9 protein-coding genes are annotated in these 16,014 nt (G+C 34.8%); 4 read left to right on the top strand and 5 right to left on the bottom strand.

Features of this window, described 5'->3' with window-relative positions; genetic code table 11:
• Nucleotides 1–6: 6 nt before the first annotated feature.
• A protein-coding gene (prfB, locus tag AAGD53_RS05575; protein ID WP_341762514.1) for a peptide chain release factor 2 occupies nucleotides 7–1,117 on the top strand; the annotation gives its coding sequence in 2 pieces (ribosomal slippage) (nucleotides 7–75 and nucleotides 77–1,117; 1,110 coding nt in all).
• A 440-nt stretch (nucleotides 1,118–1,557) separates the two neighbouring features.
• Here the strand turns inward: prfB and AAGD53_RS05570 are convergent.
• The 5 genes from AAGD53_RS05570 to AAGD53_RS05550 all read right to left on the bottom strand — a co-directional run bounded on the left by AAGD53_RS05570 (nucleotide 1,558) and on the right by AAGD53_RS05550 (nucleotide 7,525).
• A complete protein-coding gene (locus AAGD53_RS05570) occupies nucleotides 1,558–2,322 on the bottom strand; it encodes an SDR family NAD(P)-dependent oxidoreductase (protein WP_341762513.1) in 765 nt (254 codons plus the stop codon).
• Between the two features lie 427 nt (nucleotides 2,323–2,749).
• The gene (locus AAGD53_RS05565) at nucleotides 2,750–3,640 is read right to left on the bottom strand and encodes a HEPN domain-containing protein (protein WP_341762512.1); all 891 of its coding nucleotides are present in this window, start codon (nucleotides 3,638–3,640) and stop codon (nucleotides 2,750–2,752) included.
• Nucleotides 3,641–3,766: 126 nt separating this feature from the next.
• Nucleotides 3,767–4,294 (bottom strand): histidine phosphatase family protein, encoded by a 528-nt coding sequence (locus AAGD53_RS05560; protein WP_341762511.1) that lies wholly within the window; start codon nucleotides 4,292–4,294, stop codon nucleotides 3,767–3,769.
• The gene (locus tag AAGD53_RS05555) at nucleotides 4,291–6,264 is read right to left on the bottom strand and encodes a heme lyase CcmF/NrfE family subunit (RefSeq protein ID WP_410521096.1); all 1,974 of its coding nucleotides are present in this window, start codon (nucleotides 6,262–6,264) and stop codon (nucleotides 4,291–4,293) included. Before AAGD53_RS05555 ends, AAGD53_RS05560 begins: the two co-directional genes overlap by 4 nt.
• On the bottom strand, nucleotides 6,254–7,525 hold the full coding sequence (locus AAGD53_RS05550) for an HlyC/CorC family transporter (protein WP_341762510.1): 1,272 nt from the start codon (nucleotides 7,523–7,525) through the stop codon (nucleotides 6,254–6,256). The genes AAGD53_RS05555 and AAGD53_RS05550 overlap by 11 nt, the downstream gene beginning before the upstream one ends.
• A 402-nt stretch (nucleotides 7,526–7,927) precedes the next feature.
• Between AAGD53_RS05550 and AAGD53_RS05545 the strand changes: the two genes are divergently transcribed.
• From AAGD53_RS05545 to AAGD53_RS05535, 3 genes are all read left to right on the top strand, one after another.
• The gene (locus tag AAGD53_RS05545; RefSeq protein WP_341762509.1) at nucleotides 7,928–9,745 is read left to right on the top strand and encodes an AAA family ATPase; all 1,818 of its coding nucleotides are present in this window, start codon (nucleotides 7,928–7,930) and stop codon (nucleotides 9,743–9,745) included.
• A gap of 375 nt (nucleotides 9,746–10,120) precedes the next feature.
• Nucleotides 10,121–10,288: a palindromic element RPE2 domain-containing protein gene (locus AAGD53_RS05540; protein ID WP_341762508.1), complete on the top strand. Its 168-nt coding sequence runs from the start codon at nucleotides 10,121–10,123 to the stop codon at nucleotides 10,286–10,288.
• 361 nt (nucleotides 10,289–10,649) lie between these two features.
• Nucleotides 10,650–15,419 (top strand): autotransporter outer membrane beta-barrel domain-containing protein, encoded by a 4,770-nt coding sequence (locus AAGD53_RS05535; protein WP_341762507.1) that lies wholly within the window; start codon nucleotides 10,650–10,652, stop codon nucleotides 15,417–15,419.
• Nucleotides 15,420–16,014 lie beyond the last annotated feature (595 nt).

Below are 16,014 nucleotides of genomic sequence, written 5' to 3'. Positions count from 1 at the left end.
TTAACAATGCGTGCTGAAATTGAACATTATGTAAAAAAAATCGAACAGTCTTTAGAACTGCTCAGGAGGTCGCTTTGATTTCGATAATGCAAGCAAAAGGCTTTTAGAGCTAGAAAATATATCAGAAGATCCGGATCTATGGAATAATCAAGAGAAGGCCTCGAGTATTCTAAAAGAAAAAAGACTTCTAGAGATCAAGCTTAACTCGTTTAAACAACTTCAGTCTAATTTTACGGAATGTTTAGAACTTGAGGATTTGGCATTTACTGAAAATGATCAACAAGTTTTGCAGCAAGTTCAAGAAGATTTAGGGAAACTATCTATTATTACCGGAAAATTTGAGACTGAATGTTTATTTTCTGGAGAATTTGACAGTAATAATTGCTTTCTAGAAATCAACGCCGGAGCTGGAGGAACAGAAAGCCACGACTGGGCATCAATTATGATGCGTATGTATTTACGCTTCGCAGAAAGGCTGGGTTTTAAAAGCGAAATTATTCATCTTATTAATGGCGAAGAAGCTGGAATAAAATCATGTACTATCAAAATTAATGGCTACCAAGCATATGGTTGGTTTAGAACGGAATCTGGTGTGCATAGGCTAGTTAGGATATCACCTTTTAATGCCGCAGGTAAAAGGATGACTAGTTTTGCTAGCAGTTGGGTATATCCAGAAATTGATGATGATATTTCCATTATAATAGATGAAAAAGATCTTAGAATTGATACTTATAGGTCTTCCGGGGCTGGGGGGCAACATGTAAACACTACCGATTCTGCAGTAAGGATTACCCACTTACCGACTAATATCGTAACACAGTGCCAAAATGATAGATCGCAGCATAAAAATAAAGCACAAGCTATGAAAATGCTTAAAGCAAGGCTTTATGAGTCAGAGTTAAAAAAACGTACCGATGATATTAATGAACAAAATGCATCCAAGACTGAAAATGGTTGGGGACATCAAATAAGATCCTATGTATTACAACCTTATCAGATGGTTAAGGATTTACGTACCAACCATGAAACTTCTGATACTAAGGGCATACTTGACGGAGATTTAGAGAAATTCGTTTCAGCCAGCCTATCAATGAGTGTTGGTAATATTAGTCATTAGACTATACTAGTTATATACTCAGGTAGAGCTTCAAGAAGAGCTAGCCTGAATATTGTACAATCAATTATCATAATACCCACAAAGTATTGATAATATCAGGAAGTACAGTAATTTTATAAAAAATATAAATTTACAAAGTGTATTTTTAGATAATCGACCTACATGTCTTTTAGTATAAGGTCTACACGACAGAAAATTGCTGTCATCATGCAATATTCAGGCTAGGCAGTAGCAAAGTCGAGCAGCTATATACTCGATGAAAATCAAGAATTGCGTTGTCGTCTTCAGGGATCGTAGGTAGTCACGTACTAAATGTACGCCTAGCACCTTGACTTGGTAATTCCTAGCAATTCTTGATTTTCATTGAGTATATAATCGTAGATTCTTAAAATTCTGCTTAGTCAATTAAGAATAATTATTCTTAATTGACGTAAGTGGAGTTATTTGCCTCCCCACGAAACACCACCATCAACAGTAATACATGAACCTGTGACATACCTAGATGCTTTGTTTGAGGCAAGGTATAAAATTGCACCATCAAGGTCAGTAGGTTCTGCTACAAAATGTAGTGGTATAAGTTCTTCTAATTCTTTACGTTGTTTCTCTGTACTTAATTTGTAATCTGTAAGCGGTGTATGAAATATGCCAGGTATAATACAATTAATTCGAATATGTGCAGTTGCCAGCTCTCCTACTAATGCCTTTGTCATTTGAATCACAGATGCTTTAGAGGCACAGTAGCCAGCGATATTTTCACGTAAACGATTTTCTCCATTGACACTAGCAATATTGATAATAGTTCCGTGGATTTCATGGTTTTTCATATGATTGGCAACCATTTTGCTAACGTACCAAACTCCCACTACATTAGTTTTTATGACAGACTCGAAGTCATCCAGTTCATCTAACTCAAAGATTGGTGTGAGTTTTGCAATTCCGGCATTATTAATACAAATATTTATGAGTTCTCTTTGTTGCTCCAGTCTATCAAAGGCTCTTTGAACAGAGGTTTTATCTGCTACATCCATTTCCAAGGCAACAGCATTGTTAAGCTCAGAGGATAAAGTTTGCAGTTTATCTAGTCTTCTACTAGCTAATATGACTCGTACCCCTTGGCTAGAAAGAAGGCGTGCGAATTGTTCTCCAAGACCACTACTAGCTCCTGTAATTAAAGCTGTCTTGCCTGTTAAATTAAAAAGTTCCATTATTTTAACCTCAATTACTATGCTTACATTCTATTTATTTAGCAAATGAGAGTATATTTTTCTGCTTTGAAGAATTGTTTTTTGAAAATATCATGGATTCGCATGTTCACATACTATAACGCTTGCTCACCATTCATTTTCAAATCCAATTCGTAGGATCATTTGAGTATATATTCCCATAGTATATTTTTTATGCCACTGTTGTTAAGAGGTCTTCCGAGCGTCATTGCGAGGAGTCGCGGAAAAGCGGCGACGCAGCAATCTAGGATACACGAAGCGTTACTCTAAAAAAACAGCTTCGCTGTTTACTTGGATCGCCACGGCATCTAAAGAGCCTTGCTATGACGATTATAGAAAAATGTATGGTACTATGATATATTCCTAATTTGATAAAGTTTTTATTGAAAAAATACCTCAGGAAAAATAATCACATTAATTCTTCTTTATTAATCCTTTCTAGACATATCTTTTCAGTCACTATCTTTAATTCCTCTACCCGGTTAATAAGGTAAAGTAATTGTTCTTTACTAATTGTATAATCTTGATCATATCTTGCATCAACATAAGCATTTCGCAGTAACGTAAAGTACTCTTCTTGCTCAGGAGTCTCATGTGGAAATATCTTATAGAGATCGTAATGATGACTTCTAGCTCTATCGCCAAGTCCTAGTATATCATGTGACTTGGTCTTGTAACCAGTAAAAACTAACAGGATAGCATTATAAAAGCTCTCTGTAGCTTGATGGAGTTCAAAAGCACACTTATTAAAATTATTTCTTTGTAAGATATTATGGACGTCAATTATGCATTCTATACCTTTCCTAAACCAATATTTAAAATCTTTCTCAGCTATTGGTCTGCGTTCCTGCCATGATAGTTCCTTAGCTTCAGACAGTATAAATTCACTACTATCATATAAAAGAATTCCCTCTTTCTTGATATCACTAAAGAAATACTGACCTTTTTCCAGTTGCCTATTTACCAACCTAATAGGTTCAAGTATCAGAGTAATTGGTGGTTTTTCATCTAATGAGAATTTTTTACTTAGCCTGTTCTCTATCTTATGTTGTAGGTTTATAGCTGGATAGCCAGCATATTCTCCGTTCTTTAAAATCAACAAAAGATCAAAATCACTTTGATACTTATAATAACTAATATCCCCTACCTTCTCTATATCCTCTACCCAATCTCCTCTAGCATAAGAGCCAAATAAGATAATCATCGCTATTTTTGATTTGCCTACATATAGGATTTCTTTAACAATATTATCTAGCTTTTCTTTAATCACTAGTGAGCGCTCAGGTAAGGTAGTTTTCATAAAACTGCTTTTTTATTCCAAATCAATCATATACTAAATATATTAAATAGTCAATAATAATTGAACCATAAATTGATTTATTTTCTCAAAGTTGCTATGAAAGTTAGCAACACTTCTTTTATTAACTTAAACCATATTTAACTCATTAATAAAGCAGTGATCTATTTTGATAGTGTTTATCCAAGTTTTTATTACTTGTTTATGAGTTACAACTATTACATATTTATAATCTAAGTACCTTCTTAATACGTTATTTGCTCTATTACTTAATAACTCTTTTGATTCCCATCTTTTACTAATACCAGCTGGATATACCCCATTATTTCTTTCATAATCCTCAATTGTACTTTTTAATTCGTATTGATTTTTTATCATAAAATTTAAATCTGGTTGCCATTCTCTTAAATCAAATTCAACAATAATATCTAGGTTAATATTTTTTGATATAATTGCAGAAGTTTGAAGGGCTCTAGTATAAGGAGAAGATAAAATTATTTCTGCTTTTTTTAATCTATGGTCTTTAGATACTTCGTTAGCTTCTCTTGTGCCATTTTCTGTCAAACAAGGTAAATCTCTACTTGCACCTTTTAGTTTATACCTTTCGTTTAATGCCCAATCGGTTTCACCATGCCTTATTAAGAAGAAAACTGTCATTTTTTCAATAATCCGATTAAGAATCCTCCAGCCATAAGCATAATAGATATCCAAATAAAACTCATCATTGGTTTGTAATATATTTTTGCGTGAATTACATCATCATCAATTTTACTTAGAACTGCGTAAAGATCATAAGTTAAATAAGAATATATATTACTTTCTTGCGATAGCTGCTTTTCTATTATATATAATCTATTTTCAGGCTTTAATATAGTGATATTATTCTGTTTATCCTGAATCCAAAATTCAGCAATTTGACGATAATAATTTTGAGCTGATGATACTCTAATATCTCTGAGCGTAACTTCAAAATTTCCTGATACTACCTTGTCTCCAACTTTTCCTATAAAATCTACTTCGCTCTGTAATAATGAATTAACAGTAATAGTAAAAACAAGTAATCCAAAACCTAGATGTCCTAAGATCATGGCAGTAGCTTTTAGCTTTTTTCTAAAAAAATTACTTTTTGCTAGTATGTAATAACAATTTTGTATTATTAGAAAAAGAGAAAATGTCATGGTACATGCTGAAATAAAACCATACTGAATTTGATACGAGCTAGTAAAAGTTATTACTAAAGAAAAAGCTAGGATAAGTAGACTTCTTGGATAAATCAATCTAGTTGGTGATTCTTGTTCGCTCGAAACTTGCCTTGCTCCGTAACAATCGTCTATGTGTGCTGCGGTGTTTGGCTTCGTTTTTCCTAAAAACCCCGAAAGTTTTTTTGATTTATGCAAGAAGTCTAGTAGGTTTTTTGTTCTTATATTATTTGTTTGAGCAATACCAGCTAGTAAAAGCGTTGGAATAATAAAGATTATAAAATTATTGATAAAAAATCTTTCGCTAATGGTAATAGATTCTTGGTATAATAAAGAATAAACTATGGGGTAAATGGTGGCACATAGTAATACTACTAAGGCTATTAAGAAAAAGCTACTACCCCAAATAATAAGTCTAGGTTTGTCTAATTTTGTCGGAAGAAGGATACCGATATTTTGACCTTTTAGAATGAGTAAAACTAAACTTGATGTAGCGAGGATAGCAAATATTGCTAGCATGTAGATTGCTCGCTTAGGTGATGATGCAAAAGAGTGAATTGAGGTGATTACGCTTGAACGTACCAAAAACGTACCAAATACTACAAGTAAGAAAGTGATGATTGATAAGGTTATAGTCCAATTCTTCATTTGTCCAGATTTTATCGTTACCAAGACTGAATGATGTAGAGCAATAGCAGATAGCCATGGGAACAGGGAAATATTCTCTACTGGATCAAAAAACCAAAACCCTCCCCAGCCAAGTTCTCTATAAGCCCACCATGATCCTAAGGCTATTCCTAAGGTTGAAAATAGCATTCCTAAATTGGTAAATATTTTAATTGCTCTGAGATTAACAAAGTCTAAACTAGACGTAAGTAGGATTACGCAAGCAGATGTGAAAGGTACGACGTAACAGACGTAACCTAAATATAATATAGGTGGATGTATTATTAGTGCAATATCTTGCAGCATAGGGTTTAAACCAAGACCTTGGGCGGGACGGAATGATAGGCTGTCAAATGGGTTAGAGGTAAAATAAATAAAACTACCAAATAATATTTGTATTAGTGCTAGTATAATTATGTGATATACTTGAGTTGGACGGCTATTGAATAGAGCGATGTAAATAAAACCTATAATCTGCAACAAACATAGCCACAGCAGTATAGAACCTTCATGGCTTGCCCAGCTAGCAGCAATTTTAAATCCAAGAGGTTTTAATGTACTAGAATTCAGAAAGACATTCTGCACAGAAAAATCTGATATGATAAATCCATATACTAATAGTAAGAAAGATAATAATGTTGACAGGAAACTAAGGTAGAAAAAAAAAGTAGCAGAACGATATAAATATAAAGAACTAACAACTGTTAGTATGCTGAATAAGATTGCAGATATTTGTAAATAATTGCCAAGACTACTTATCACTTTCAGATTCTTTATTTGGTAGAATAATGACTTTTATGCTATCAAGTCTGTTACCTATTTTTTTGTTAATGGTGATACTTAAATTAAATATCTTGATAGATTCTCCTTGATTGGGAATACGCTCAAGTTTATGGATAATTAAGCCAGCTATGGTATTTGCGTCATCATCAGGTAGACTCCAATTTAATTCTCTATTTACATCTCTTATGGTTACAGATCCATCAATAATAAACTCCACATCAGATTTTTTTACAATTGTGTTAATAGGATAATCATGCTCATCGATAATAGGACCAACAATCTCTTCTAGAATATCTTCTAGAGTAATAATACCTTGTAGATCACCATATTCGTCAACAACACAGGCAAAATGGCTCTTTCTTTCCCTAAAAGCATGAAGTTGATGAGTTACCAAGGCATTGTCAGGTATGAACCAAGGCTGATTTACTAATTCTTTGATATTAATTTTTTTTGCATCGTTATTCTTTTCATAAAGAGCCCGGAGTAGATCTCTCATGTGCAGTACGCCAATTATATTGTCCTGAGTATCCTTCCATAATGGTATTCTTGTATGGGGGCTGGATAATAATGCTCGCTTCACTATCTCCTCTTTAGGCAAATCTACATTAATGGCTACTATGTTACTTCTATGTATCATAATTTCAGATACTGTCATTTTCCTAATATCTAATATACCCCCTAACATGTCACGGTCAGATTTATAAACATTACCTTCTTGATGATAATGTTCAATAACTCCTCTGACTTCTTCTGTTCCCGAGATATTTTGTTGTAGATTAATACGGAAAATAAAACAGAACAGCTTAACTATAACTTCAAAAATAGAATTAATTGGTTTCAAAAGCTTTAGGAAAAATATAATTGCTGGAGAAGTGAATAATGCTAACTGTTCTGCTTTTGCTACAGCAATAGCTTTAGGTATTATTTCGCCGAAAACAATTATCACGAAAGCCATAACTGCTGAAGCTGCGACAGTGCCGCCATCACCTAGCCAGTCGATAAATATACTGGTAGCAATGGTAGTGCAAACAGTATTAAGCAGAGTATTACCAATCAATAATGTGCCAATTACTTTTTCTTTATTCTTTAGAACTTGTAATACAGTGTTACGTTTAACACCTTTTGCCTTAAATTTTTGTATTTTCCCTGGAGAAGACGCGGTGATGGCTGTTTCAGTAGCTGAAAGCAGTGCGGCACATCCTATCATTAGAACAATAATGATTGTCAAAAAAATAGTCATTGATCCTTGTATAAATTATTAGCGTAAATCTAATTATATTGGCAACTGTGCAATTCCCCTAATACTTTTTTAGTATGCTCTTGCCTCATGGTAATTTAAAAGTCGCAACTGTAAATAACCTAAATCTCGATATAAGAATTAATAATTCTTATATCGAACTGGCTTTGTTATAAGGAAAAATGCACTCTTGAAGCGGCTGACGCGAGTGCATTTTAACTTATTAGGTGTAGAAGAGGCATATATAATTAATTTCGACCAGAATACAAAAGTTAAGGAAGTTAAGGTTTGACTTCAATATTGATAAAAAATAGTATTATTAGCAAAAATTTTACTAATAATCTATTAGTGGATAATAAAACAGGTGTATAATGATATTATAGTTAGTAAAAAATAGTAAAAACAATGACAGAAAAAAAGAGCAAAAATAATATTAATTATCAACTAAGGATGTTTGTTGGTACTGATGATTTTAAGACATTACTATTAAATAGCGATGTATTTGTTGACAAAAGCCTAATGATCAAAGAATTGCTAGAGGATAATAGTGTAGTGACTCTAATTACTCGTCCAAGGCGTTGGGGCAAGAGTATTAATATGGATATGGTCAGATGCTTTCTAGAAATAGAGCTAGATAATAGGGGTAATCCTTTACCGCCAGAAGAGCGAGTAAATTATAAATTATTTGTTGGAGGAGAAGTAGATTTGGGGTTTGACGAAGTAAAAAAATTGCAACCTTTAAAGATAGCGGCTTATGAAAATATAATGAAACGCCAAGGTCAATTTCCCGTAATATTCATCACCTTTAAAAGCGTAGAAGGTTCAAGCTATCATGATATCAAACAGGGGGTAAAGAGCCAGTTACGGAAATTGTTTCAGGCACATAGCTATTTAAGTGATAGTAACAAACTTAAAATAAGTGAGATAGCTGATTTCAACCAATATTTATTTGGCGAGGTAACTCTAGACAATATCAAGAATAGTTTGGCTATTTTAAGCCGATTGCTGTACAAACATTATAATAAAAAGCCTTGGGTGTTAATTGACGAATATGATACGCCCATTAATAGTGCTTACAGATGGTTTGGTACTAATGAGGCAGAATTTCAGAAAGTGTTAGAAATTTTTCGTGGCATCATGAAATCTACCTTTAAAAAGGAAACTGGCGATCAGGAATTACCAGTTGAACGGGGAGTTATTACAGGAATTTTGCGGATTGCCAAAGCTGAGTTATTCTCCGGTTTGAATAATGTTAAAGAATATAGTTTATTAGATAAAAAATTTGCAAGTAGCTATGGATTTACTCAAACAGAAGTAGATGAGTTATTAACTAAAGTACCACTTACTACCAGTCCAGCAGAAATTAAGGATTGGTATAATGGCTATAATTTTGGGGAAGAAGTCATCTATAATCCTTGGTCAATTATGATGTGTTTATCAAGTGAAGGTAAGCTTGATCATTACTGGCTAGATAGTGGAGGAACTGGTTGGATCGACCATATCTTATTGTCAGATGAAATGCAGCAGGATATTCAGCTATTAGCTGCTGGTAAACCTATCATTTCTAGCATTACCAAGCATATCAGTTTCATGGACATTGGTCAGCCGGAAGGGTTGTTTAGTTTATTGTTATTTAGTGGCTATTTAAATCCACATGCTAAGATGCCAGAAAGGGATATTTATGAACTATCTATTCCTAATTATGAAGTAAAATATATTTACGAAAAAAGAGTACTCCAATGGGTTAGCAAACAAATAAACATTGATAGTTCTAGGTACTACTCATTTATTAGCTTGTTAATAGATGGCAGAATAGAGGAGTTTAAACACAAAATGCAGGAGTTGCTGCTTAACGCTACTAGTTTTCATCAAGTGGGAGAGAAAAAGGCCGAATTATTTTATAGCGGCTTTATGCTAGGGATTGTTAACATGTTAGCACCGAGCTATATAATATCAAGTGAGCAAGAATCAGGTGATGGATGCCCTGATGTAATCATGATCCCCAAAGCTGGTAAAGGAGATAAGGCAATTATTATTGAGTATAAGATAGCTAAAAATACAGAAGATTTAACGACTATAGCAGGGTCTGGTCTACAACAAATTATTGATAGGAAATATGATACTAAAATAAAAGAACATCAACATGTTAAACAAATACTAAAAATCTGCATGGCTTTTTATGGTAAAAATATGGATTTACAATATCAAGTAACAAATCTTTAATAATAGAGCGTTAGTGCTTGAATAACTAATAATTTTATGTCTATCGTGGTTCTGAAATTGTCCACTACGCCCCACAACTGTCGAAAGTTCAACAAACGTCATTGCAATGAGCGTTGCCAGCCCTAAACCGTCATTGCGAGCGAACGTATGTGAGTGCGGCAATCCATGAAGCTTGTCATATGGATTGCTTCGTCGACCTACGGTCTCCTCGCAATGACGTTTGTTGAACTTTCAACACTTGTGCCTTCTACCTCAATTCGGGATAAGAATTAGTTAATTCTTATCCCGAATTCGCGTCTTCTAACAAACTGGTTTAAAGAAGGATTTATTTTAGCCTATACCTTAAGATTGATAGATCACCACAACAGTTTGTTTATGTTTATAGTCAATTCAGGAGGATTTGATGCTAGGAACGATGGAGCGAAGCCTATAGATAATAGGCGAGCGATCGAAGACGACGTCACCAAATTCTCATCAATTGACTATATCACAAATGCACAGCGGTTTGTTTGGTGCTTGGAAGAAAGTTTGGGAGTCAAGTAAGTCAAACTATCATGATATGACAAATTTCTATAGCTGTTTCAAATATAACACAGTTGATAGAAATTTATAAAAAAAATAGTCAAGTAGCTTGTAATTAATTATTTTTACATATATAGTAGCTGCGTGTTTAGATATTTCTAAAAAGGTTTTAAGGTATTATGATTGCGTAGGGTCATCCCTGTGCATTCGATGGTTACCCTTGCGAAAGTATGGGTCTAGAAAAGTTTAATATAGTCTGCTAGGCTGTTTTTTTAGATTTCTCTACCTGCACGGGAATGACATCGAGCAGAAATAATTTTTGAAACTAATTGCTCTAAGAAACTGTATTTAGAAAATGAATTAACTTAAATAGGAAAAAATTATGAATAATAAAAGTAAAAAAAGCAGTTTTTTGAAAAACTTGCTAGCGACTGCTTCTATTGCTTCAGTTATAGTCGGTGGAAGTAATACGGCATTTGCTGGTGCTACTGTTGGGCGTATAGAGGCTAGGCAGACAACAGGAAACGCTGTTGTATTTACTACAGGTGCTCAGTTAAATAAGAGTGTTGCTAATGCGAATGTGTTGTTTACTTCAGGTTCGAGTCTAACAATTGATGCAGATGGTCGTACGCCTAATCTTGACCTTCCTGGTGGTCAAACTATTTCACATCTTGATTTGGGTGGTCATGATATAGGTCTTAGTACAGTTACTACCGATACAACTATCAACTCTATAACAAATGGTGGTGCTCCCGCTACTTTTCAAGTTGCAGCTGGTCGCAGTTTAACTTTAGGTGGTAATGTTGTTGCTGGTAGTAGGGCTCTTGTTGGTGGTGGTCTTGGTAATGGCTTATTAGGTGCTGTTACTTTTGATGCGGCGGGGGGTGGTATCCTTAATATTACTACTGGTCCAGTTGCTGATGGGTTTGCTTTTGCTCCTGCAGATATCGTGTTTGGTGAGCTTACAGTTGTTAATGGTGACCGTGTAACATTGAATATTAACAATGCTGGTGCTAAGACAACATTTAGCAAATCAGAAGTTGCCACAGCCCACACAATTAACATCTCTGATGGTAGTACTGTTGAATTCAACTCTACTGCAACTGCTGGTGGTGCTGCTAATACGTTGGACTTACAACAGAGAGCAGGTAGTAGAATCAACTTTGGTACTAATGGTGATGGTACATTGTTACTTACTTCTGATAACGGTGCGGCTACTAGCTTTAGACTTAGGGATGGATCTCTTGGTGGTAATAATAAAGATGGAGATGGTACAATTCACTTCAATACTACTGCGGCAGCTGGATCTCTTGTTCCTCATGCTGTAGGTAATGCCGTAGTTGGTATAAATAAGGAGAATAGAGCTAAAAAATTCATAGTTACTGCTACTGCTGGTGCTCGTGCAACAATTGAAGGAAAAGTATATGCTAAAGATATTGAATTACGCGGTGGGGCTGTTACTTTCGAAAATGAGGTTGATGTAGGAGATAAGGGTGCTACAAACATGATAACAGCACAGTCGAATGTAATTCTAAACGACAATAGTAATCTTGGTACAACAGATTTCCATGGTGTACTTAATAGTACAATTACTGTGGCAGCTGGTAAAACACTTGAAGGAAACTTTCATGCTGACGTAAACAATAGTGCAGCTCAAGTTGGAACAATAATTTTTCAAGGTGAAGGTGTATTAAAAGCTGATATAATAAACAAATTAGTTGCAATTCGCAATACTGCTGTTGGTACTCTGAAATTGTCAGGACAGCATGCTGTCACTGAACTACAAGGAGGGGCGGCTAATACACATTTTACATTTACTGATGGTTATAAACTGATCGGTAATATTAATGAAGTTGCTGCTAATGTTAATGCTGCTGCTGCTTCAAATTTAACGTTTGAGGGTAATGCTGAAATTACTGGTAACATTGGTGCTGCTGGTGCTGGAACAGTTGGTAATATTATCATCCCTAAGGATAAAACAGTAAAAGTTGGTGGTGCTACGATTAATGCTGCTAGTATCTTTAGTAATACTGATGGTGGAACATTGAAATTAACTAATAAAGCAGGTGATGTAACCATTACATCTACAATAAGTGCTAATGGTGGCGGTACTATTGATGCAACTGAAATGAAAAAAGATGGTACTTTAAAGATTGTTGGCTCTATTGGTATGAATCCTGCTGATAATAATAATAAAAAGCCTCTAGATAAATTATTACTGAAAGGACAAAAACTTAACTTTGACATAGCTGCAGCCAATAAATGGGTTAATATTGCTGGAATTGATTTTGGTGGTGATGCGTCAACAGTTAAGATGGACGTTGGTGATGCTAAATATGCCTTTGGAGCTTTGACAAATGCAGGGGAAGCTACATTTAAAGTTAGTGAGAATGTTGCCTTATATAATACAACAACCTCTAAGGATGTGGGAGTAAAGGAGATCGAGTTTACAGCAGATAATAAGACTCTTACTCTTCATAAAGGTAATGATATTACTGCTAATAGTATAACTGCTTCCAATGGAGCTAATGGAAGTAATCTAATTTTTGCTGGGGATGCTGCTCTAAAAGGTGACATAGGAACATCAAACAGGAAATTTAAAGGTCTCAAAGTAAATGCTGATGTTAAGGCAATTACATCTGGTCAAGGCTTTTTCAGCGGAAATATAGAATTAGCAGATGCCGGATCTACATTAGTTGTAGATGGTAATTATACTGCTAAAGCAGTTGTTGGTAATGTTGCTGGTAAGGGAACGCTGAAATTTGTTAATGCTGCTGGTGTTGGTACTGGTGTAAAATTCACTACTACAGCAGCTGCTAATGACCCTGCTGTTAACGCTATATCTACCTTAGAATTGCATGGTGGTGATGTTGAATTAGTAGGTGATAACGGTCTAAAATTTAGCAATATTAAGTTTGCAACTGCTGCAAGCTTAACTTTAGCTTCAAATATGGAACTTAAAGATGTAAATGTTGATAGTACTTTGAGTTCTAAAGACGCTAGACCTACAGTTATATTATCAGCTATTGATCACACTATCAATAAGCATATAGGTGATAAGGATCATTTGGTTAATCTACAATTTGCTGGAGATAATACCTTAAATGTTACTATTACAGACTTCTTTGCTGGTGTAACAACTACAACTGATAATCAAGGTGCTGTTAACTTTAAGGCTGGTTCTGATAAGGTTTATGGTTTAGGTTCTAGCGGACACAACTTAAAAGCTGCAACTTTTGAAGTAAATACCGAAAACTTTGGTGATACTTATGTCAATAATGCTATTATTAATGACAAATTGAAGTACACAGCTGGTGGAACAGTAGCTGGTGGACTACAAGTTGGTAGTGATAAAGGTGGTTCTGTAGCTGAGTTTAAAGATGGTGTTATTTTGACAGCTGCTGTAACCGGTAAGGGAGTAGGTAATAATATTAACTTCACAAATAAGGCTACTATTATTGGTACTAAGCTTGGTACAGAGAATGATCGTTTTAAGACTATAACATTTAATGGCAATAAAGAAGTAACCTTGAATAATGCTGCTATGTATGCAGAAGTAGTTAACTTCGGTACTGAAAATATCGTAATTACTGCTGATAACAACATAATTAGTGGTACTTCACATGTTAATGCCAATATTAATTTGAACTCTGGTAAGTTAATCTTCCAAGATAAGCAAAATGACGTAAATTCTACATGGGGTCCTAAAACTTCTATTGCAACTACCTTAACTGCAGATGGAAAACTTGGCTCTATAGAAGTTAATACTCCTATAGAGGTGGCTGCTAGTGTACCAGTTAATGCTATAATCGTTAAGGATGAAGCTCAATTAGGGGCGGATCAAGAGTACAAGTTGATTAGCAATGGTAAAAATCTAATTCTAGGTAATGATGTACGATTTGGTCCTCTAACAGTAGCAAAATCAACAAATCAAGCATATGCAAAGTGGGTTGTTTCTACTAAAGATGATAAAGATGTTTACTTGTTGCGTTTAAATGATGCTGCAACTGTAGCTCCAGCTGATATGAAAGCTGCTGGTGGTGATGATAAAGATCAGGAAAATGCTGCTTTGCTTGGTCGTGAGGCATTAGCTGCTATGACTGATATTGGTACGTTATCACAAGACCCAAAAGTACGTGGTGAAGCACTAAAAAGAATTACAAATGCTGAGAATGCACTAGTAACTGATGCTGTCGAACATACTAATGCTGGGATTGCTAGTTTAGTGGGAGCAAGACTTGCCCAAGTTGATGATCAACAAAAACCTGTAGCTAGTGGCTCTGATGATGTAGCTGGTGAATCAATGGGTGCATGGGCTATGCCATACTATAATCAAGCTGTTCAGAAGGGTGAAGGTAGTGTTGTTGGCTATAAAACGAAATCTGTTGGTGGAATCCTTGGTTTCGATGCTTTAGCAAACGAAAATCTAATGATCGGTGCTGCTGTTAGTATTGTTAGAACTGATATGAAATACAAAGATTATAAAATTGGAGAAAAAACAAACATTAATACTGTGATGCTCTCTATTTATGGATCACAACAACTTGATAAAAATTTCTTTGTACAAGGTTTGGTTTCTCTTGGTTCAAATAAAATTAAGAATAGCGATCCTAGAAAAGTTCCTACTTCTCGTAATGCTAGTGGTCAGCAAATTGCTAAAGCTAGTTATGATTCTCTGTCTTACGGTGGTCAAGTATTATTTGGTTACAATGCTAAAATGTCTGACTCAATGTCATTAATACCGATGGCTGGAATTCGTTATACAGGATCTAGCGATGAAGGTTATAAGGAAACTGGTACAGACAACGTAAATAAGGTCGTTGCTAAGAAGACTAACAATAAAGTTGAAGCTGTGCTTGGTACTAGATTTGCAGTTTCTGTAGATACTAGCGGTATTACAGTGATGCCTGAAGCACATGCTTTTGTTTCGCAAAAGTTATTTGGTAGTTCAGGGAAAGTTAGTGCTAAATTAGATGGTATGACTAGTTCGTTTGCTACTAGATCTGACAAAGAGGCAAAAACATTGTTTAACCTTGGTTTAGGCGTTACTGCTAAAGCTGGTAATATGGAGTATGGAGCTGGTTACGATGCATATTTAGCTAGTAAATATGTTGGTCACCAAGGTACTTTAAAAGTTCGTGTAAACTTCTAAACTAATCTTTTAAGTTTACTTATCTATTACTTCAAACAAAAGGGTTTTCTTTTAAAAAAGAAAGCCCTTTTTGTTTAATAAGAGTGCCTACGAACTGATTCTTCCTGATAAGTTTGTCGTCAGAATTTGTTTTCTCTCCTTATATAATGGGCTAAAAAATTTAGATAAAAAAGCATGTAGTTTTGTTTCGTAATAAGATAGAATAAAAAATTATACTTAGGATAAACGAATGACAAAGAAACAAAGTAGAAATTTTAGTGCAGAAGCAAAAACTAAGATATAGTCAATTCAGGAGGATTGGATAGCAGGAGCGGTGGAGTGAGTATCACAACTGTTGAAAGTTAAAAAATTGTCTATTAGCGAAGTGTTGTTGTAAGGCTTAAAGCGTCTATTAGCGAGGAGTCGCTGCAAGCGGCGACGTGGCAATCTTGTGAAGGAGGTCTTGACTATCATGAAGATTGCCACAGCGCCTAACGGCGCTTAGACGATTTTTTAACTTTCAACAGTTGTGCCGAAACATCGAGAATGTTAAATCCATGTCTCATATCGAACTCATACAATAAAAAAGCCATGATAAATATAACATGATCAGTTA

Origin of the sequence: Candidatus Tisiphia endosymbiont of Melanophora roralis, from assembly GCF_964026575.1 — a bacterium.
GTDB lineage: Bacteria > Pseudomonadota > Alphaproteobacteria > Rickettsiales > Rickettsiaceae > Tisiphia.
The sequence above is the reverse complement of the archived record's forward strand: the minus strand, read 5'-3'. Positions and strand labels throughout refer to the sequence as shown.